The sequence below is a fragment of the Kitasatospora sp. NPDC043950 genome (assembly GCF_056435345.1).
Window position 1 is genome coordinate 1 of sequence record NZ_JBWKER010000024.1, and the last position, 17,189, is coordinate 17,189.

Genomic DNA, 17,189 nt, shown 5'->3' on the forward strand with positions numbered 1-17,189 from the left:
GTGAGGTTGTCGGAGGTTGTGGGGGCGGGGGGTGGGGGGGGTGGGGGGGGGGTGGGGGGGGTGGGGGGGGGGGGGGGGTGAGGGGGGGGGGGGGGGGGGGGGGGGGGGGGGGGGAGGCACACCCCCCCCCCCCGCGTTCGCTTCTACGACAGATCCCTTTGGCCGGGTGCACGCCGGGCGCGGACAGAACACCGACATGCGCGTCGTCATCGTCACCGAATCCTTTCCGCCCGAGGTCAACGGAGTCGCCCACAGCGTGCTGCGGACGGCCGAGCATCTGGTCCGCCGGGGCCACCAGCCACTCGTCGTCACCCCCGCACCCGCGCGGGGCGCCGCGTGCCCGCCGCACACCTTCGGCGGCTCCGAAGCGGTGGAGCTGCCGGTGGTGCGCATTCCGTCGGTGCCGCTGCCCGGGTACCCGCAGGTGCGGATCGCGCTGCCGAGCCGGCAGTTGGCGGCCGCCGTCGCCGGGCACCGGCCGGACATCGTGCACCTGGCCAGCCCGTTCGTGCTCGGCGCGCGCGGGGTGCAGGTCGCGGCCCGCCTCGGCGTCCCCGCCGTGGCCGTCTACCAGACCGACCTCGCCGGGTACGCGCACGCCTACCGGGCCGGGCGGGGCCTCGGGGAGGCAGCCGCCTGGCGGCGGATCCGGGCCGTGCACCGGGCCGCGGCCCGGACGCTGGCGCCGTCCACCCCCGCCGCCCAGGACCTCACCGCGCACGGAGTACCCAGGGTGCAGCTGTGGCCGCGCGGGGTGGACTCGGCGCGGTTCCACCCCCGGCACCGGGACGAGGCGCTGCACCGGGCGCTCGCCCCGGGCGGGGAGGTGCTGGTCGGGTACGTCGGGCGGCTGGCGCCCGAGAAGCGGGTCGACCTGCTGGCCGCCGCGTCGGCCCTGCCCGGGGTGCGGGTGGTGGTGATCGGGGACGGGCCGTCCGGGCCCGGGCTGCGGGCCTCGATGCCCGGCGCGGTGTTCCTCGGCCGCCGGACCGGCGAGGAACTGGCCCGCTGTTTCGCGACCCTGGACGTGTTCGTGCACACCGGCCCGCTGGAGACCTTCTGCCAGACCATCCAGGAGGCGATGGCGAGCGGCGTGCCGGTGATCGGCCCGGCCGCCGGCGGCCCGCTGGACCTGGTCGCGCACCACCGGACGGGCCTGCTGGTGCCGCCCCGGGACGGCGCCGCGGTGGCCCGGGCGGTGGCGGAACTGGCCGCCGACCCCGGGCGGCGGGCCGCGTACGGGCGCGCCGGACGGGCCGAGGTGACCGCGCGGACCTGGGAGGCGGTCGGCGACCTGCTGCTGCGGCACTACTCGGAGGTCCTCGCCGAGCACCGCGGCACACCGGTGGCTCCCCCTTCCGCTCCCCCGGCGGTCGTCGAGCCGGTCGCCGTCGTGGAGGAGCTGCCGGCATGACGGACACCGCCGACCGCGAACCGCTGACCATCGTGCGGCTCGCGAACTTCGTCACCCCGGTCTCCGGGGGCCTGCGCACCGCGCTGCGCCACCTCGGTGCCGGCTATCTGGCCGCCGGGCACCGGCCGGTGCTGATCGTGCCCGGGGAGCGGCGCAGCGAGGAGGAGGGCGAGCAGGGCCTGGTGGTCACCCTGCCCGGGCCGGTGCTGCCGGCCAGCGGCGGCTACCGGGTGCTCACCGACCGGCGGGCGGTGGCCGCCGAACTGACCCGGCTGAAACCCGACCGGCTGGAGGTGTCCGACCGCACCACGCTGCGCTGGACCGGCAGTTGGGCCCGGCGGCACGGCGTCCGCTCGGTGATGGTGTCGCACGAGAGCGCCGTCGGGGTGCTGCGCACCTGGGGGCTGCCCCGCCCGCTCGCCGACGCGGCCGCCGACCGGCTCAACGCGGCGACGGCCCGTACGTACGACGCGGTGCTCTGCACCACCGACTGGGCGGCGGCGGAGTTCCGGCGGATCGGCGCGCCCAACCTGGCCCGGGCCCCGCTCGGCGTGGACCTGGACGCGATGCGCCCGCTGCCGCCGGCCGCGCGGGCCCGGGAGCGGGCGCGGTACTGCGGGCCGGACGACGTGCTGCTGGTGCTCTGCTCCCGGCTCTCGGCCGAGAAGCGGCCCGAGCGGGCGGTCGAGGCGCTGGCCGCACTGCGGGCCCGGGGGCTGCCGGCCGTCCTGGTGGTGGCCGGGACCGGACCGCTGCGGGACCGGCTGGCGGCCCGGGCGGAGCGGCTGCGGCTGCCGGTGCGCCTCCTCGGGCACCTGGGCCGGCGGGAGGAACTGGCCCGGCTGCTGGGCTGCGCGGACGTGGTGCTCGCGCCCGGGCCGGTGGAGACCTTCGGGCTCGCCGCGCTGGAGGCGCTGGCCTGCGGGACACCGGTGGCGGTCAGCCGCTCCTCCGCGCTGCCCGGGCTGATCGGCCTGGCCGGGGTGGCCGCCGCCGACACCGGCGCCGGATTCGCCGCGGCGGTACGGGAGTTGCTGGCGCGCCCGGAGCAGGCGCGGCGGGCCGGCGCCCGGGCCCGGGCCGAGCGGTACGGCTGGCCGGCCGCGGTGGCCGCGTTCCTCGCGGCCCACGGCGTGCGGAACCCCGGCGCGGTGGAGGAGGGTTGGGATGAGCGTGCTCGGCACCGGGCGTGACCGGTCCGCGGACGGCCGGCCGGTCACCGGCGGGCCGGTGCGGTTCGTCGCGCTCGGGGACTCGCTGACCGAAGGGGTCGGGGACCCGGTCGGTGAGGGATGGCGCGGCTGGGCCGCCGTCCTGGCCCGGTCGCTGGCACCCGAGGGCGGCGTCGAGTTCACCAACCTGGCGTGCAGCGGCGCCCTGACCACCGACCTGACGAATCGTCAACTCCCTTCCGCGTTGGCGCTACGGCCACGGTTCGCGGCCGTGGTGGTCGGCGGCAACGACACCCTGCGGGCGGGCTTCGACATCCGGCGCACCACCCTGGATCTGGACGCCACCCTGGGCGAACTCTCCAGCCACGGCGCCGTCCTGCTGACCGCCTGCCTACCCGATCCGGGCACCCTGCTCCGCCTGCCCGCGCCGCTGGCCCGACCGCTGGCGCGGCGGATGCAGGCCGTCAACACCGTCGTGCACGCCCTCGCCGCCCGGCACCGGGCGGTGCACCTGCACATCGCCGAGCTGCCCTGGTGCGCGCAGCGTCGGCTGCTCAGTGTCGACCGGCTGCACCCCAGCGCCGAGGGCCACCACCTGATCGCCCGCGGGTTCCACGAGCTGCTCGCCGCCGCCGGCCACCCCCTCGGCCCGCCGCCCGTCGACACCCCCGCCGAGGCCCCACCCGGCCGGGCCGCCGACCTGTGGTGGATGGCCACCCAGGGCACCCGCTGGGTGGCCGCCCGCAGCACCGACCTGCTGCCCGGACTGCTCGCCCTGGCGGCGGCCGAAGGCATCGCCCGGCTGCGCGGGTCCAACGGGCGGCACGACGAGCAGATGGCCCGCGCGGCGGCGCAGGCCCTCGCGTCACTGGGGTGAGGCGGCGAGGGCTCGGCTAGGACGGCTCGTGGGGGGAACCATGAAAGGGGTCCGCCGAGTCGTCGGGGGGACACGGCCTTCGAACCGGGCCTGACGGAGGGAGCAGCGGTGGACGCGTCATCCGGGAGCGGGCGGGAGTTGCTGGCGGCGGCGGGGGTGCTGTTCCCGGACGGGCGGGGGCGGGTGCTGGTGGTGCGGTTGCCGTACGACCGGAAGCATCCGGTGGCGATCCCGGGCGGCGGGTGGGAGCCGCAGGACCGGTCCCCACGGGAGACCGCGCTGCGCGAGGTGGTGGAGGAACTCGGGTTCACGCCCCGGCTGGGGCCGCTGGCCTGCGTCGACTGGACGCTCGACCACTTCCGGCCGCCGATCGCCGCGTACCTGTACTGGGCGCAGCCACTCACCGCCGAACAGGCCGCGGCGATCCGGCCGGACGCGGCGGAGGTCGGCGGCTGGGCCTGGCTGACCCCGGACCAGGCGGGCCACGCGCTGCCGCCCCTGCTGTCCCGCCGGGTCACGGCCTGCCTGCGGGCGCCGCGGTCGGCCGGTCCGCTGGAGCTGGAGGACAGCAGGCCCGTGGGGCACACCCTCGACCACCTGCCGGCGGACGAACCGCCGCCCGCGTACACCGGGCTGGCCGGGGTCACCGCCCTGGGCCCCGCCCCCGGCGGGCCGGCGGCGGGGCCCGGGTACGAGCCGCCGATGGACCGGGCCACCTACATCGCCACCCGCCCGCGGATCCGGGCCAAAGCCCGGGCCCTGTTCACCGACGACGCCGGGCGGGTCCTGCTGGTCCGGCTGCGGCCGTGGGACGGGCCGCGCGGCCGGGTGCCGTACTGGACGCTGCCGGGCGGCGGGATCGAGGCGGACCGGGAACTGCCCCGGGCGGCCGTCCGGCGCGAGATCCGCGAGGAACTCGGCTGGGAGGTCGAACCGGGGCGGCTGCTGGCGCTGGACTGGCAGCCCGGGTCGGCCGCCGACCCGGAGGCCGACCCGGCGACCGGGCGGGACACCGCCGTGCTGGTGTCCGTGTTCGACGGGGGCACGGTAACGGAGCGGATGCTCGGTTCGATCGCGCTGCCGGAGGAGGAGCTGGTGGAGTGGCGGCTCTGCGGCCCCGCCGAGGCACGGGCGCTGCTGACCGGCCCGTCCTGGGCCCGGACGGCCGCCGCGCTGGCCGCGCGGGAGCGGGCGGGCGGGCCGGCCGAGCTGGTGCGCGGACGCACCGCCGGGTAGCGGCGGGCGGGCCGGGCGAGCTCAGGAGGGTTCAGGAGGGCGAGTCGGGGGGGGACCGGCCGGGTGGGTTGGTCGGACCGGCTGGTCGGACGGGGCTGTCGGGCAGGGCGGACAGGGCCGGGTCGGGTGGGTCACACTGGGGCCATGCAGAACGGGATCACGCAGCACGGGATCACGGAGGCGCTGGCCGGCCGGCGAGTGGCGTCGGTCAGCGGCGGCGACCGGCTGGACCTCACCCTCGACGGGCCGGTGACCGTCCGGGTGGCGCACGAGTTCCGCCTCGCCGCGCCCTCCTTCACCGCCCCGGCGGAGGTCGAGCACTACTTTCCGGCGCTGACCATCCGCCCGACCGGCACCCTGCTCGCGCTCGTCGGCCGGACCGTCGACACCGCCGAGATCACCCTCGCCGGCGGCCTGGAGCTGGCCTTCGCGGAGGGCGGCGCGCTGTCCGTCCCGCCGCACGCGCAGCTCGCGCCGTGGAGCGTGGAGACCGCGGAGGGGGCGATGTGCGCGGCGCTGCCGGGCGGCGAGGTCCGGTGGACGGCGCCCGGCGCGGCCTGAGCCGACGCCGGGCCGACGCGTCGTCCGGTCGGACTCTCCGGCCTGTCCGCCTGTCCAAGCTGTCCGGCCTGTCAGACCTCCAGGTCGGCCTCGATCCTGGTGAGCTGGTGGCGGGCCATCGCCAGGTTGGCCCGCGCCTTGTCCAGCGCCAGGTAGAGGAAGAGGCCCTTGCCGGTGCGGCCGGCGAGCGGCCGGATCAGGTGGTACTGGCTGCTGAGGGTGATCAGGATGTCCTCGATCCCGTCCTGTAGGCCGAGCATGTCCATGGTGCGCATCTTGGCGCGAACCACGTCCGTGTTCCCCGCCGCGGCCACGTTGAGGTCCAGCCCGCCGGGGCCGTCGAGGGTGGCGAGCGCCATGCCGCTGTTGTAGTCCACGAGTGCCGCGCCGATGGCGCCCTCGATGCTGGTCATGGCCTGCTTGAGCGCGCCGGCTGCGTCGGTCATCTGGGTAACTCCCTTTCGGTGGTGGTGTGCTGGGGTGGTAGGTGCGGTCGGGCCGGGGGCCTGACCGGTCAGGCCGGTCAGGCCGGGTCGCGGGGGTCCTTGGGCAGGAGGCTGTCGCTGAGCAGCCCGGCGATCCGCTGGGCCGAGCGGCGGGCCTCCAGGTGCAGCCGGCCGACATTGACGTCCGGGTGCGCCAGCAGCGCCAGCACGCAACTGCCCCCGGCCGCGTAGGTGGCGACGTAGCCGTGCTCGCCGCGCACCAGCGACTCGCGGAACTCGCCCTGGCCGGTGGTGTCGGCGAGCCGCTGGGCCAGCGACAGCGAGGCCGCCGTCATCGCGGCCAGGCCGGAGGGTTCCGCCCCGTGGGTGTCGTGCGCGACCAACAGGCCGTCCACGCTGGCCACCAGGCCACCCGCGAGGTGCGGGACGCGCTGCTTGACGGCGCGGAGCTCGGCGAGCAGTTCGGTCTCCAAGGCGATCAGTTGTCTCCTTCCGACACGCTGCTTGAGCGCCCGCCTCATGGCCGGGACGGCGGGGTCGCGGGTGGAGAGTGGTTCAAAGTCGGGCCTCCAGAAGGGTTCGGACCCGGGTCAGCAGCGCGATGTCCGGGTCGGGGACGGCCAGCGAGTGGGCCGTGGCCGTGGTGGGCGGGTGATCGGAGTGGGTGGGGGCCACGGGACCGGACGGCGTGGCGCCGGTGAGGGTGGCGCCGGGGACCCGGCGGTGCAGGCCTCCCGGCGGGCGGGCGGGGGCCGACGCCTCGGGGGCCGGCGCCTCGGCTTCCGCGACGGGCGTCGCGGGCCTCGGCGCCCCAGGTACCACAGGCGTCGCGGGTGCCACGGATGTCGCGGGTGCCACGGATGTCGCAGCGCTCGGTGCCACTGCCGGCGCGGCGTGCCGCGGGGCGGCGAGCAGCCCGGCGGCGGCCAGGCGACGGACGTCCGCCGTGACGCCGAAGCCGGACCGGCCGAGCAGGCGCGCGAGGTCCGCCGGGGTTCTTCGGCCGTCGGCGTGGTCCAGCAGTTCGCGCCGGCGGCGGCCGGGCGGGCGGTTCGACGGCCGTGGGACCGGCACCACCGGGCGAACCGGCGCGGTGTCGAGCTGCGGCCAGGGCCAGATCCGTTCCAGCAGCCGGCCCCGGCGCTCGACCTCGCGGCGCAGCCGGCCGGGGTCGACCGTGGCCACCGGGCCCAGCCAGTGCCGGGCGTCGGGCTCGAACCGCCAGACGCCACCGGTCCGGTCGGCGAGGACGAAGAACGCGGCGTCGAAGAGCGTGCCCAGGTGGCCGAGTTCGAGCTCGCCCCGGGTGAGCAGCCGCCGTTCGACCAGGGCCTCACCGACCCGGGCGCGCGGGCCGTGGAGCCGGAGCAGTTCCGCCCACTGCCCGGGGGTGATCCGGCCGCAGCCGGTGAGCAGTTCGGCCAGGCCGGGCGCGCGCGGGGAGTCGGCGTGGGCCACCTGGCCGTCGACGAGGTGCAGGCTGCCGAGCGGGCCGCGCAGGGCGCCGGTGGCGCGGCGGGCGGCGAGCAGGCCGAGGGCCTCGCCGGGGGTCTGCGGCGGTGCGGGCGGGCGGACGGCGGCGGGCGCGGCGGTCATCCGGGCCACCGGCCGGTGGAGCGCGGGCGGCGGGGGCGGCCCGTCCGGCGTGCTGGCCGAAACCCGATGGCCGCGGTGGGCGTCCCGTTCACCCCAGCACCAGTTCCTCGGCGAGCGCCTGGAGGCGGTAGCGGGCGGCGGCGAGGTTGCCCTGGGCACGGTCGAGCCAGAGGTGGAGGACGAGGCGGCTGTCGAAGACGGTGTCGATGAAGCAGATGAGGTGGTAGCTGCGGCCGGCGGTGACGATGACGTCCTGTAACGGCGACCGCCGGTCCTCCGCCCCGGTGAAGGTCTGGCTCTCAACGGCCGCCCGTACCAAGTCGGTTGTCTCGGCGGCCGCGGTCTCGTGGTCGCCGGTCGGGCACTCGCCGAGGCTGCCGAGCGCGAGTCCGCTGCTCCAGTCGACCAGGCTCGCGGAGCGTGCCCCGGAGATCGACATCGCTCCGGCGAGGCATTCGTCGATACCCGGCACACCGGCTCCTTCGAGGGGGTCTGGGCAGCCGGGCGCAGCACGGCACGGCCGGGCCGCCACCAGCAGTGGCGGGCTCGACACGGAAGGCTACTGCCGGATTCCATATGACGAACATTCCAATGGCATATTCACATCAGTAGCATCCACTTCCGGCCAAGGTATGACGAGGCGTCAGCCATCGCCGCCGGGCGAACCCGCTGGCCCGGGGACGGTCGCGGCCCGCAGTCCACCGCCACCCGCCGACCACCTGGCAGGGGAGCTTGGCCGAGAACCGGCCGCACGGCAGGGTTTCGACCGCCGTCATGCGGTAGAAGGACCGGGCGAGCAGGTCTACACCACCGGGTCGCCGCCCGACTGCCGCCGGGGCCCTCGGGCATGACGAAGGAGCCCCGGGCATGACGAAGGGGCCCGTTCCGCTGGACGGAACGAGCCCCTTCGGGTGGAGCGCCAGGCCCGGGTCGCACGGACTCTTCCTACTGAAAGTAGGACGTGCTCTGGTAGCACCGCTGACGCCTGTTCGGGAGGTTGTTTCCCTCCCGACGAGAAGAACATTAGCAGGTCATCACGCCTGCTCAGAAACCGGAGGGAGGAACGGGACCGGACCCGGCGGAACGGCGGCGACCCAACCCCGGCGCGGCGACCCCGACAGCCCTGGCACGGAGGGCGGTCAGGGCAGCAGCGCCCGGTAACCCGCGATCAGGGCGGTGAGGCCCAGCTCGAAGGCCCGGTCGGCGCGTTCGCGGCCGGCGGGGACGGCATCGAGGGCGTCGGCCAGGCGCGGGGTGGCGTCACGGTCGACGGCGTCGACCATGACGTCCGGGGCGACCAGGTCGAGGGCGGAGCCGAGGATGAAGCTCTCCAGGGCGGTGATCACGCCCATCACATCCCGTGCGGCGAAGCCCGCGCCCTCCAGGGTGGCGACGGCGCGCTCGTACAGCGCGTGCATGAACGGTTCGGCGAGCGGGGCGGTGGCGAGCAGGCGCACGATGCCGGGGTGTTCGGCGAAGGCGTCCCGGTAGGCGTGCGCCCAGGTGCGCAGCGCCGCGTCCCAGGGCTGGTCCCACATCGACTGCTCGCCGATGGTGCGGACGAGTTCGGCGCGCATCAGGGCGACGATCTCGGCCCGGCCGGCGACGTGGTGGTAGAGCGCGGAGGGGCTGACCTTGAGGGCGCCGGCGAGGCCGGGGATGGTGAGGTCGCCCGCCTCGTCGACCAGCCGCAACGCGGTGTCGACGATGCGCTGCCGGTCCAGCAGGGGTGTGCGCGGCCTGGCCATGCCGGTTCCTCGTCTTTCGGGGAGTCCTTCGGGGAGTCCTTCGGGGGCCCTCGGGGAGTCCTTCAGGAAGCCTTCCGGAGGATCTTCGGGAGGGCGAGGGGCCGGAGAGCCCTCCGGAGAACCCTCAAGATCATCGTTACCCAAGCGTTACTGAATGGCTTTCAATAAAACTCTTCCGCACCCGCCGGTGCCGCGCCTACGGTAACCGAACCCCATTCGGTTTAGGCAGGTCGTCCTCGTCACCTGCCGCGCCCCGGAGAGGACGCTCCCCATGCGTGCCGACACGATCTTCACCGGCGGCCGGATCCACACCGGAGACCCCGCCCACCCCGCCACCCACGCCCTCGCCGTCACCGCCGGACGGATCACCGCCCTCGGCGACCCGGCGCTCGCCCTGCGCGACGACCGCACCGAGACCGTCGACCTGGCCGGCGGCGCCCTGCTGCCCTCCTTCGGCGACGGCCACCTCCACCCGCTGCTCGGCGCCATCGGGCTGCGCGGCGTGCCGGTGCGCGACTGCACCAGCCTGGAGGAGGTCGTCGAGGCCGTCCGCACCTGGGCCGCCCGGCACCCCGAGGCCGAGTGGATCACCGGGGACGCCGTCAATCCGTGGCTCGCCGAGGGCGGCCTGTTCGACGCCCGGCTGCTCGACGCCGCCGTCCCCGACCGGCCCGTCCTGCTACGCACCATGGACCACCACACCGGCTGGGCCAACAGCGAGGCGCTGCGCCGCGCCGGGTACGGGCCGGACACGCCCGACCCCGTGGGCGGCGAGATCGTCCGCCGCCCGGACGGCTCCCCGCTCGGCACCCTGCGCGAGTTCGGCGCCCTCAACCCCGTCCTCGCGCTCGTCCCGCCGCCCCCGCTCGCCGAACAGGTCGCCGCCCTGCGCGAGACCACCGCCGCACTCGCCGCCGCCGGGCTCACCTGGCTCCAGGACGCCTGGATCGAGCCCGCGCAGGTCGACACCTGGCTCGCCGCCGTCGCCGAGCACGATCTGCCCGTCCGGGCCGGGCTCGCCCTGCTGCTCGAACCGGACGGCTGGCGCGCACGGCTCCCCGCCCTGGCCGCCGACCGGGAGCGGGTCGAGGCCGGCGGGCGCGGCCGGCTCACCGCCCGGGCGGTCAAGTTCTTCGCCGACGGCGTCGTCGAGTCCGGGACGGCCGCCCTGCTGGCGCCCTACAGCGACTGCCCGCACTCCCACGGCGTCGCCAACTGGACCGGCGCCGAACTGGCCGACGCCGTCACCGCCGTCGACGCGCTCGGCTTCCAGCCGCACATCCACGCGATCGGCGACCACGGCGTCCGGATCGCCCTGGACGCCGTCGAGGCCGCCACCCGCCGCAACGGCCTGCGCGCCCGCCGCCCGGTGATCGCCCACGTCCAGCTGGTCGACCCGGCCGACCTGCCCCGCTTCGCCGAACTCGGCGTGATCGCCAACTTCGAACCGCTGTGGGCCCAGACCGACCCGCTGATGACCGAACTCACCCTCCCCCGGCTCGGCCCCGAGCGCGGCGCCCGGCAGTACCAGATCGCCGCGCTGCTGCGCGGTGGCGCCCGGGTCTCCTTCGGCAGCGACTGGCCGGTCACCCGGTACGAGCCGCTGGCCGGTCTCGCCACCGCCGTCACCCGGCAGACCCCGGACGGCCTGCCGGCCGGCGGCTGGCTGCCCGAGGAGCGGATCGGCCTCACCGAGGCCCTCGCCGCGTACTCGGCGGGTGTCGCGCACCAGGCCTTCGAGGAGGCGGAGTGGGGCGTGCTGCGGCCCGGGATGCGGGCCGACCTGGTGCACCTGGCGGCCGACCCCTACGCGGTGCCGGCCGACGAGCTGGCCGCCGTCCCGGTGGCCGGGACCTGGCTCGGCGGCCGACGCACCCACTGAAGCCGACGCACGCACTGACCCAGGGCGGGCCCCCCGTACCCGCCCGCCGAAACGCCCCCCACGGCGTCCGGTCCCCGTCGACCGCCCGCACCCGATCGGCGGCCGACCGCTCTACCCTCGTCCGTACGACCCCAGGAGAGCTCCCCCATGACCCTGCCCTCCGACGCGGCCTCCCCGACCGCACCCGGCTCCCCCCGCACCGGCCCCGGCACCGGCCGCGCCGGGCCCGACACCGGGCCCGACAGCACCGGGCCCGGCACCGCAACCGCCGGCTCCACCGGCCCCGCCCGCCTGGAAGGCGGCGTGCTCGGCACCGGCGACATCGTCTTCTTCGTCGTGGCCGCCGCCGCACCGCTGACCGTGATGGCCGGCGTGGCACCGTTCGCGATCGCCTTCGGCGGCATCGGCACGCCCGTCGCCTACCTGGCCACCGGCGTCATCCTGGCCCTCTTCGCGGTCGGCTTCACCACCATGACCGCGCACATCCGCAACGCCGGCGCGTTCTACGCCTACGTCACCCGCGGCCTCGGCCGCCCCGCCGGGCTCGGCGCCGCGCTGCTCGCGGTGCTCTCGTACAACGCCATCCAGATCGGCATGTACGGCGCCTTCGGCTTCTTCGCCCACACCACCGCCGCCGACCTGCTCGGCCTGGACCTGCCCTGGCCGGTCTGGGCGCTGCTCGGCGTCGCGGTGGTCTGGCTCCTCGGCTACCGCTCGATAGACCTCGGTGCGAAGGTGCTCGGCGCGCTGCTGATCGCCGAGACCGGCATCCTGCTCGTGCTCGCCGTGGCGGTGCTGGTGCGCGGCGGCGCGCACGGGCTCGACCTGTCCTCGTTCGCCCCGCACAACGTGTTCTCCGGGGGCATGGGCGGGGTGCTCGGGCTCTCCTTCGCCGCGTTCATCGGCTTCGAGGCCACCGCCATCTACCGCGAGGAGGCCCGCGAACCACGGCGGACGGTGCCGCGCGCCACCTACGCGGCGATCGCCTTCCTCGGCCTCTTCTACACCTTCATCACCTGGATGATCGTGCAGGCCTTCGGCGCCACCGAGGCCGTCGCGACCGCCACCGCCGACCCGGCCGGGATGTTCTTCACCGCGATGACCGACTACGTCGGCGCCTGGGCCACCGACCTCCAGCGGGTGCTGATCGTGACCAGCCTGCTCGCCGCGCTGCTCGCCTTCCACAACACCATCACCCGCTACGGCTACGCCCTCGCCACCGAGCAGGCCGCCCCGGCCGCGCTCGGCCGGGTCCACCCGCGCCATGGCTCCCCGTGGATCGGCGGCATCGCGCAGTCGGTGCTGGCGGCGGTGGCCGTCGTGGTGGCGGCGCTGATCGGGGCCGACCCGTACAACCAGTTCTTCCTCTGGGTGAACTCCCCCGGCGTGGTCGGCATCCTGGTGTTGCAGGCGCTCGCCGGGCTGTCCGTGTACGCCTTCTTCCGTCGCAATCGCGAGGCGGCCGCGAGCGCCGGGGCGTTCCGGACGGTCGTGGCGCCGGTCGCCGCCACCGTGCTGCTGTGCGGGGCGACGGCGCTGGTGGTGTGGCGGCTGGACCTGTTCACCAATGCCGGACCGGAGGTCAACTGGCCGCTGGTGGCGATCGTGCCGGTGGTGTTCCTGACGGGCGTCGCCATCGCGCTGCGGCTGCGGGCGCGGCGGCCCGAGGTGTACGCCCGGCTCGGGATGTCGGAGGTCGACGCGGGCTGAGCTCGGAGGTCGACGGGCCGAGCAAGGCGGCGCCGCAGGGCTGGCCCACCCGCCTCGGCCCCGGCCGGCGGCCTCAGGCCTGGCCGACCGCCTCGGCGAGCAGCCGGTAGGAGTCGAGGAGGGCGGCGCGGTCGTAGGTGCTGGTGGTGACCAGGAACTCGTCCGCGCCGCTGCGCGCCACCAGGGCGGCGAGTTCGGCGACGGCCCGCTCCGGGGTGTCCGCGATGTGGCCCTTCAGCGACTGCTCGTAGGCGGCCTGCTCGCGCGGGCTCATCGGCAGGGCCAGGATCTCGGTGGCGGGCGCCAGCGGCGGGAACTCGCCGTGGGTGCGGGAGTACGCGCCGGACCACGCCTCCGGAACGAGCAGTTCCCGCGCCCGGTCGGCGCTCCCGGCGACCGCGACCGTGCCCGAGACCACCACGTACGGCTCGGCGGCCTGCGCCGAGGGGCGGAACCGGCTGCGGTAGCGGTCGATCGCCGCGAGCATCCGTTCCTCTCCCCGGACGGCGGCGATGACCAGCGGCAGCCCGGCGTCGGCCGCCAGGTCGGCGCCCGCACCGGTGGCCAGGACGAAGGCCGGCACCCGCAGGCCCTCGGCCGGGCGGGCGTGGACGCCGGGGTGGGCCTGCTGCGAGCCGTCGAAGTAGCCGAGCAGTTCGGCCAGCTGGGCGCCGAAGTCGTCCGCGGAGTCCTTCTCCCGGCCCAGCGCCCGCCGCACGCCGTCGGTGAACCCGACCGAGCGGCCGAGCCCCATGTCGATCCGGCCGGGGAAGAGCGAGGCGAGCACCCCGAACTGCTCGGCCACCACCATGGGCTGGTGGTTGGGCAGCATCACCCCGCCCGTGCCGACCCGGATCCGGGTGGTGGCCGCCGCCACCGCCGCGGCGAGCACCGTCGGCGCCGATCCCGCCACCCCGGGCACGCCGTGGTGCTCGGAGACCCAGAAGCGGTGGTACCCGAGCCGCTCGGCCTCGCGGGCGAAGGCCACCGTGTCCCGCAACGCCTGCGCCGGCTCCTCGCCCCGTCTGGTCCGGGAGCGGTCGAGGACGGAGAGCCTGGTCATGGGCGCAGCGCTGGTCACGCGGTGGACAACGCCCGCCGCCGAGCCGGGCATTCCCCCCTCCGCCATGCCCCGGTACGGACGGGCCCCGGTCAGTCCGTGACGGCGAAGCCCTGCGCCGCGCCCAGCCGGTGCAGCGAGTCCTGCCCCGGGATCCCGTCCGCGGCGGCGTCGGCGTACCCGCACCGGCGCTGCCACCCGGCGTAGGCGGTGACCGTCAGGCTGCCGAACGAGCCGTCCACCCAGCGCTGTTCGAGCAGCCCCTCGTCCGCCAGGGCCTGCTCGACGATCGCCACCTCGGCGCCGTACGTCCGGTGCCCCTGTTCGGCGCCGGGGTCGGTCCGGGCCGCCGCCACGACGTGCGCGAGCGACACCGTCCGGGGACCGGGCAGGTAGCCGAGCAGCCGCCGCAGCGAGCTCTCCCCCGGCACGCCGTCCGCCGCCTGGCCGGAGTAGCCCAGACTCCGCTGGTAGTCCGCGTAGTTCTCGGTGTCCGCGTCGCTCCAGTTCGGCCCGGGGCCGGAGCGGTAGTGGGCGCCGAAGCCCTGGGCGACGAGCCCCCGGCCGACCACGGTGACCTGGTAGCCCTGGGCGCCGTAGCCGTACGGGAGGCCGTTGATGGTGGTCTGGTACCGGGCCGGGGTCGGGTCCGCCGGGGGGTGCTGCGAGGGCGAGGGGATCGGGGTGCCGGGGCCGGCCGTGAAGTCGGGCCAGGAGCCGGGGTCGGTGTGGTCGTTGAACGGGACGTGGGCGTGCGCGTACCAGCCGCCGCTGGCCTCCCACACCTGCTCGTCGCGGTCGCTGGTGAAGTCGACCGGCCGGCCCATCGGCCACACGTCGGGCACGCCCCAGGAGGCGATCCAGGCGTGGATCCGGTCCCAGCCCGCGCACGGGGTGTCGACCAGCCGCGGGTACACGGTGCCCTGGTAGGTGCAGTAGGGGAAGAACACCGCCTCGATCTGGATCACCACGCGCCCGGCCCGGTTGGTGCGGGTCGGGCTCGTCGTCGGGCTGAGCAGGCTCTTCGAGCGGGAGTCGGCCGGGAACAACTGGGCGATCCGGCCGCTGAACGGGTCCCAGACCAGGTGCGGCGCGTCGCCGGCGCCGCTGCCGGTGAAGTAGTTCACCAGGTCCTCGTAGGTGCACCAGTCCTGCGGCGCGGCGGCGGTCGCGTTGCGGTCCCAGGTGATGTGGGCGATGGCTCTCGGGGGGTACTGCTGGTCGGTCGGCGCGTGGTCGCCGAGGTCGTGGATCTCGGCACCGGGCAGCCACAGGTCGGACATGCGGTCTCCTCCAGGCGGCGAACGGACGTCGTTGCGGGTATCGGCAGGTTCGCCCTCCGGATTGACCCCAACGGCGCAATGCACGGCAATGAACCACCCGTGCTCGCGCGCCCGTTCGGATCTGTGACGGGAATTCGTCCTCGCGTACGGACCCGGAGGCCCGCACCGCGTGCCGCCGGACCCGCGCTCCACCCTGCCCGGAAGGAAGCCCGAGAGGCTCCGGAAAGCCGTCGGGCGGGGGCGCATTCCACCCCGCCGCAGCCGCTCTGTCAATCGTTGACTTCGGAACTGGTCTAGTCCACGGTGGTGCGCGAAAAGCACTCATACCGTCATCACCGCCACGATTCTGACGAACCGACGGAGATTCCACCGTTATGCAACGAGTCTGCCTCGCCCTGCCCACCATGCGATCCTGCCCCGACACCATCGTGGAACTCGCCGAGGAGGCGGCCTACGCCGTCGCGAACTTCGACGTCGAGGTGCACCTCCTCATCCTCGACACCACCGACGCCGCCCAGTTCGCGGAGAACGCGGGCGCCGTGGCCGCCCTGGAGCCCACCCCCGGCGTGGTCGTCCACCACCTCGGCAACGCGCAGCAGCGGGAGTTCCTGCGCCGGGTGGCCGAGCGCTCCGGCGCCGCCGACCCGGAACTGCTGCTCGACATGATGCTCCCGCCGGCCGTCGCGTACGGCTCCTGCGTCAACCGGCTCTTCCTGGGCGCGGCCGCCCTGGGCTGCACCTCGGCGCACCTGCGCAACGACGACGCCGACTTCCAGGTCGTCGACGGTCGGAAGATCTTCCCGATCCACCACGAGCTGCTCTCGATCGGCCGACCGGCCGGCGAGGCGGCGGCCGGTGTGACCCGCTCCGAGCTCGACCCGGCCGACGCGGACAAGCCGGTGATGCTGGTCAGCGGCTCCTTCATCGGCGAACTCAACGTGGACATCAGCGAGATCCACGAGTTGGACCCGGACATCTACCGCGACGTGGTGCGCCTGTGGACCCCGCCGGTGTGGCCGGAGGAGGACCGGGACGCGATGGTGGACGTCTCGTTCAAGGGCGCCGGCTCCGAGCCGTTCACCACCGACGAATCCGTCCTCGGCGTGCCCGACATCTGGGACGTCTACATGTGCAACATCGCGCTGGACCACCGGGCCTACGAGGTGCTGCCGCTGCTGCCCTCGGTCAAGACCATCGGCAGCGACTACGCCCTGCTGCACGCCATGGTCCACTCCCGGCTGCCCGGCGTCGTCCACAACCGCCACATCGTCAACTACTACACGCCCGAACGCCGCATCGGCGCCGGCTTCATCTCCTACCAGATGCGGTTCGTCAAGTTCCTGCTGTCGATGCTGTACCTGTACCCGGTCTACGGCGGGATGATCGACCTCGGCCGCGGGCTGCTGGACGAGCGGCACGGGCTGAAGGTCGAGCCGATCCTCGACCTGGTGCGGGGCAGCGTCGACTGGGACCGGGCCGGGAACGAGTACTGCCTGGACGTCCTGGACCGCTCCTACCGCAAGCTTGGCGGCAAGTACGCCGAGCTCGCGGACGCGGTGGCCGAGCAGCGCCAGCAGCTCCTGGACGAGGCGCAGGAGGACGCCGAGCGCTGGGCGGTGCTGATGGGAGCGTGGGCGTCGCTGGTGGCCGCCTCCCGCGCGGAGGGGCTCGGCACCGCCTCGGAGGTTGCGGCCGGGTGAGCGAGGACCTCCGGATCCGGCTCCTGGCCGAGGGCGACTGGGATGCCGTGGTCGCCCTGGAGCACGACGCCTACGCGGCCGACGGACTGTCGGAGGGCCGGGAGGCGCTGCAGTCCCGCGCCCTCGCCTCGCCGCGGACCTGCTTCGTGCTGGAGCAGGACGGCGCCGTCCGCGGCTACCTGCTGAGCCTGCCGTACCCACCGCTGCGCTGCCCGGACCTCGACCGGCCGGAGGAGGCGGTGTTCGCGTCGGACAACCTGCACGTGCACGACCTGGTGATCGCCGAGGACCTGCGCGGCCGGGACGTCGCACTGGGGTTCATCCGGCACTTCCGGGAGCAGGCGTCCGAGCAGGGCTTCGAGCGGATCTCCATGGTCGCGGTCCGCGGCACCGACATCCTGCTGCGGCTGCTCGGCTACCGCGCCCACCGCGAGGTGACGGTGCCGTCCTGCTACGGCAAGCGCGCCGTCTACATGTCGATGCCGGTGGCAGCCGGCTGACCTT

General features: G+C 75.3%; 16 protein-coding genes. 9 read left to right on the forward strand and 7 right to left on the reverse strand.

The window, feature by feature from the left end:
* Positions 1–196 precede the first annotated feature (196 nt).
* From AC07BF_RS17645 to AC07BF_RS17665, 5 genes are all read left to right on the forward strand, one after another.
* Positions 197–1,414, forward strand: coding sequence for a glycosyltransferase family 4 protein (locus AC07BF_RS17645; RefSeq protein ID WP_363585968.1), 1,218 nt, complete (start codon positions 197–199; stop codon positions 1,412–1,414).
* Positions 1,411–2,607, forward strand: coding sequence for a glycosyltransferase (locus tag AC07BF_RS17650; protein ID WP_363585967.1), 1,197 nt, complete (start codon positions 1,411–1,413; stop codon positions 2,605–2,607). Before AC07BF_RS17645 ends, AC07BF_RS17650 begins: the two co-directional genes overlap by 4 nt.
* Positions 2,582–3,463 carry an SGNH/GDSL hydrolase family protein gene (locus tag AC07BF_RS17655; RefSeq protein ID WP_363585966.1) on the forward strand — a complete coding sequence of 294 codons (882 nt, stop codon included), beginning with the start codon at positions 2,582–2,584 and terminating at the stop codon, positions 3,461–3,463. The genes AC07BF_RS17650 and AC07BF_RS17655 overlap by 26 nt, the downstream gene beginning before the upstream one ends.
* Before the next feature lie 108 nt (positions 3,464–3,571).
* Positions 3,572–4,699, forward strand: a complete 1,128-nt coding sequence (locus tag AC07BF_RS17660) for an NUDIX hydrolase (RefSeq protein WP_363585192.1) — start codon at positions 3,572–3,574, stop codon at positions 4,697–4,699.
* Positions 4,700–4,843: 144 nt separating this feature from the next.
* Positions 4,844–5,260, forward strand: coding sequence for a DUF6188 family protein (locus AC07BF_RS17665; RefSeq protein ID WP_363585194.1), 417 nt, complete (start codon positions 4,844–4,846; stop codon positions 5,258–5,260).
* 71 nt (positions 5,261–5,331) lie between these two features.
* Here AC07BF_RS17665 and AC07BF_RS17670 read toward each other — a convergent pair whose 3' ends face one another.
* The 5 genes from AC07BF_RS17670 to AC07BF_RS17690 form a co-directional block, all read right to left on the reverse strand.
* The gene (locus AC07BF_RS17670; RefSeq protein ID WP_063350272.1) at positions 5,332–5,706 is read right to left on the reverse strand and encodes a hypothetical protein; all 375 of its coding nucleotides are present in this window, start codon (positions 5,704–5,706) and stop codon (positions 5,332–5,334) included.
* A gap of 77 nt (positions 5,707–5,783) precedes the next feature.
* The gene (locus AC07BF_RS17675) at positions 5,784–6,179 is read right to left on the reverse strand and encodes a roadblock/LC7 domain-containing protein (RefSeq protein ID WP_350879110.1); all 396 of its coding nucleotides are present in this window, start codon (positions 6,177–6,179) and stop codon (positions 5,784–5,786) included.
* Between the two features lie 82 nt (positions 6,180–6,261).
* Positions 6,262–7,302 (reverse strand): hypothetical protein, encoded by a 1,041-nt coding sequence (locus AC07BF_RS17680; protein WP_363585197.1) that lies wholly within the window; start codon positions 7,300–7,302, stop codon positions 6,262–6,264.
* 88 nt (positions 7,303–7,390) lie between these two features.
* Entirely contained in the window at positions 7,391–7,774 is a 384-nt protein-coding gene (locus tag AC07BF_RS17685; protein ID WP_063350270.1) for a hypothetical protein, read from the reverse strand.
* 667 nt (positions 7,775–8,441) lie between these two features.
* Complete coding sequence (locus tag AC07BF_RS17690) at positions 8,442–9,050, reverse strand: TetR/AcrR family transcriptional regulator C-terminal domain-containing protein (protein WP_363585199.1); 609 nt, start codon at positions 9,048–9,050, stop codon at positions 8,442–8,444.
* A gap of 271 nt (positions 9,051–9,321) precedes the next feature.
* Here AC07BF_RS17690 and AC07BF_RS17695 point away from each other — a divergent pair, with 271 nt between their 5' ends.
* Both AC07BF_RS17695 and AC07BF_RS17700 read left to right on the forward strand, forming a co-directional pair.
* Positions 9,322–10,932 (forward strand): amidohydrolase, encoded by a 1,611-nt coding sequence (locus AC07BF_RS17695; RefSeq protein ID WP_363585201.1) that lies wholly within the window; start codon positions 9,322–9,324, stop codon positions 10,930–10,932.
* A gap of 147 nt (positions 10,933–11,079) precedes the next feature.
* Positions 11,080–12,642 (forward strand): APC family permease, encoded by a 1,563-nt coding sequence (locus tag AC07BF_RS17700; protein WP_363585203.1) that lies wholly within the window; start codon positions 11,080–11,082, stop codon positions 12,640–12,642.
* A 73-nt stretch (positions 12,643–12,715) separates the two neighbouring features.
* On the opposite strand, the gene AC07BF_RS17705 is transcribed toward AC07BF_RS17700, so the two are convergent.
* Positions 12,716–13,705 (reverse strand): MsnO8 family LLM class oxidoreductase, encoded by a 990-nt coding sequence (locus AC07BF_RS17705; RefSeq protein WP_363585205.1) that lies wholly within the window; start codon positions 13,703–13,705, stop codon positions 12,716–12,718.
* Between the two features lie 89 nt (positions 13,706–13,794).
* A complete protein-coding gene (locus AC07BF_RS17710) occupies positions 13,795–14,985 on the reverse strand; it encodes a peptidoglycan-binding protein (protein WP_363585207.1) in 1,191 nt (396 codons plus the stop codon).
* Positions 14,986–15,359: 374 nt separating this feature from the next.
* Here AC07BF_RS17710 and AC07BF_RS17715 point away from each other — a divergent pair, with 374 nt between their 5' ends.
* Positions 15,360–16,685, forward strand: coding sequence for a DUF6271 family protein (locus AC07BF_RS17715; protein WP_363585209.1), 1,326 nt, complete (start codon positions 15,360–15,362; stop codon positions 16,683–16,685).
* Positions 16,682–17,185, forward strand: coding sequence for a GNAT family N-acetyltransferase (locus AC07BF_RS17720; protein WP_363585211.1), 504 nt, complete (start codon positions 16,682–16,684; stop codon positions 17,183–17,185). Before AC07BF_RS17715 ends, AC07BF_RS17720 begins: the two co-directional genes overlap by 4 nt.
* The last annotated feature ends 4 nt before the right edge of the window (positions 17,186–17,189 follow it).

What these genes read in the sequence shown, in the direction of transcription:
- AC07BF_RS17665 (WP_363585194.1), top strand. Translation starts at nt 4,844, where the DNA reads ATGCAGAACGGGATCACGCAGCACGGGATCACGGAGGCGCTGGCCGGC.
- AC07BF_RS17650 (WP_363585967.1), top strand. Translation starts at nt 1,411, where the DNA reads ATGACGGACACCGCCGACCGCGAACCGCTGACCATCGTGCGGCTCGCG.
- AC07BF_RS17645 (WP_363585968.1), top strand. Translation starts at nt 197, where the DNA reads ATGCGCGTCGTCATCGTCACCGAATCCTTTCCGCCCGAGGTCAACGGA.
- AC07BF_RS17715 (WP_363585209.1), top strand. Translation starts at nt 15,360, where the DNA reads ATGCAACGAGTCTGCCTCGCCCTGCCCACCATGCGATCCTGCCCCGAC.
- AC07BF_RS17670 (WP_063350272.1), bottom strand. Translation starts at nt 5,706, where the DNA reads ATGACCGACGCAGCCGGCGCGCTCAAGCAGGCCATGACCAGCATCGAG.
- AC07BF_RS17680 (WP_363585197.1), bottom strand. Translation starts at nt 7,302, where the DNA reads ATGACCGCCGCGCCCGCCGCCGTCCGCCCGCCCGCACCGCCGCAGACC.
- AC07BF_RS17710 (WP_363585207.1), bottom strand. Translation starts at nt 14,985, where the DNA reads ATGTCCGACCTGTGGCTGCCCGGTGCCGAGATCCACGACCTCGGCGAC.
- AC07BF_RS17690 (WP_363585199.1), bottom strand. Translation starts at nt 9,050, where the DNA reads ATGGCCAGGCCGCGCACACCCCTGCTGGACCGGCAGCGCATCGTCGAC.
- AC07BF_RS17705 (WP_363585205.1), bottom strand. Translation starts at nt 13,705, where the DNA reads ATGACCAGGCTCTCCGTCCTCGACCGCTCCCGGACCAGACGGGGCGAG.
- AC07BF_RS17700 (WP_363585203.1), top strand. Translation starts at nt 11,080, where the DNA reads ATGACCCTGCCCTCCGACGCGGCCTCCCCGACCGCACCCGGCTCCCCC.
- AC07BF_RS17695 (WP_363585201.1), top strand. Translation starts at nt 9,322, where the DNA reads ATGCGTGCCGACACGATCTTCACCGGCGGCCGGATCCACACCGGAGAC.
- AC07BF_RS17655 (WP_363585966.1), top strand. Translation starts at nt 2,582, where the DNA reads ATGAGCGTGCTCGGCACCGGGCGTGACCGGTCCGCGGACGGCCGGCCG.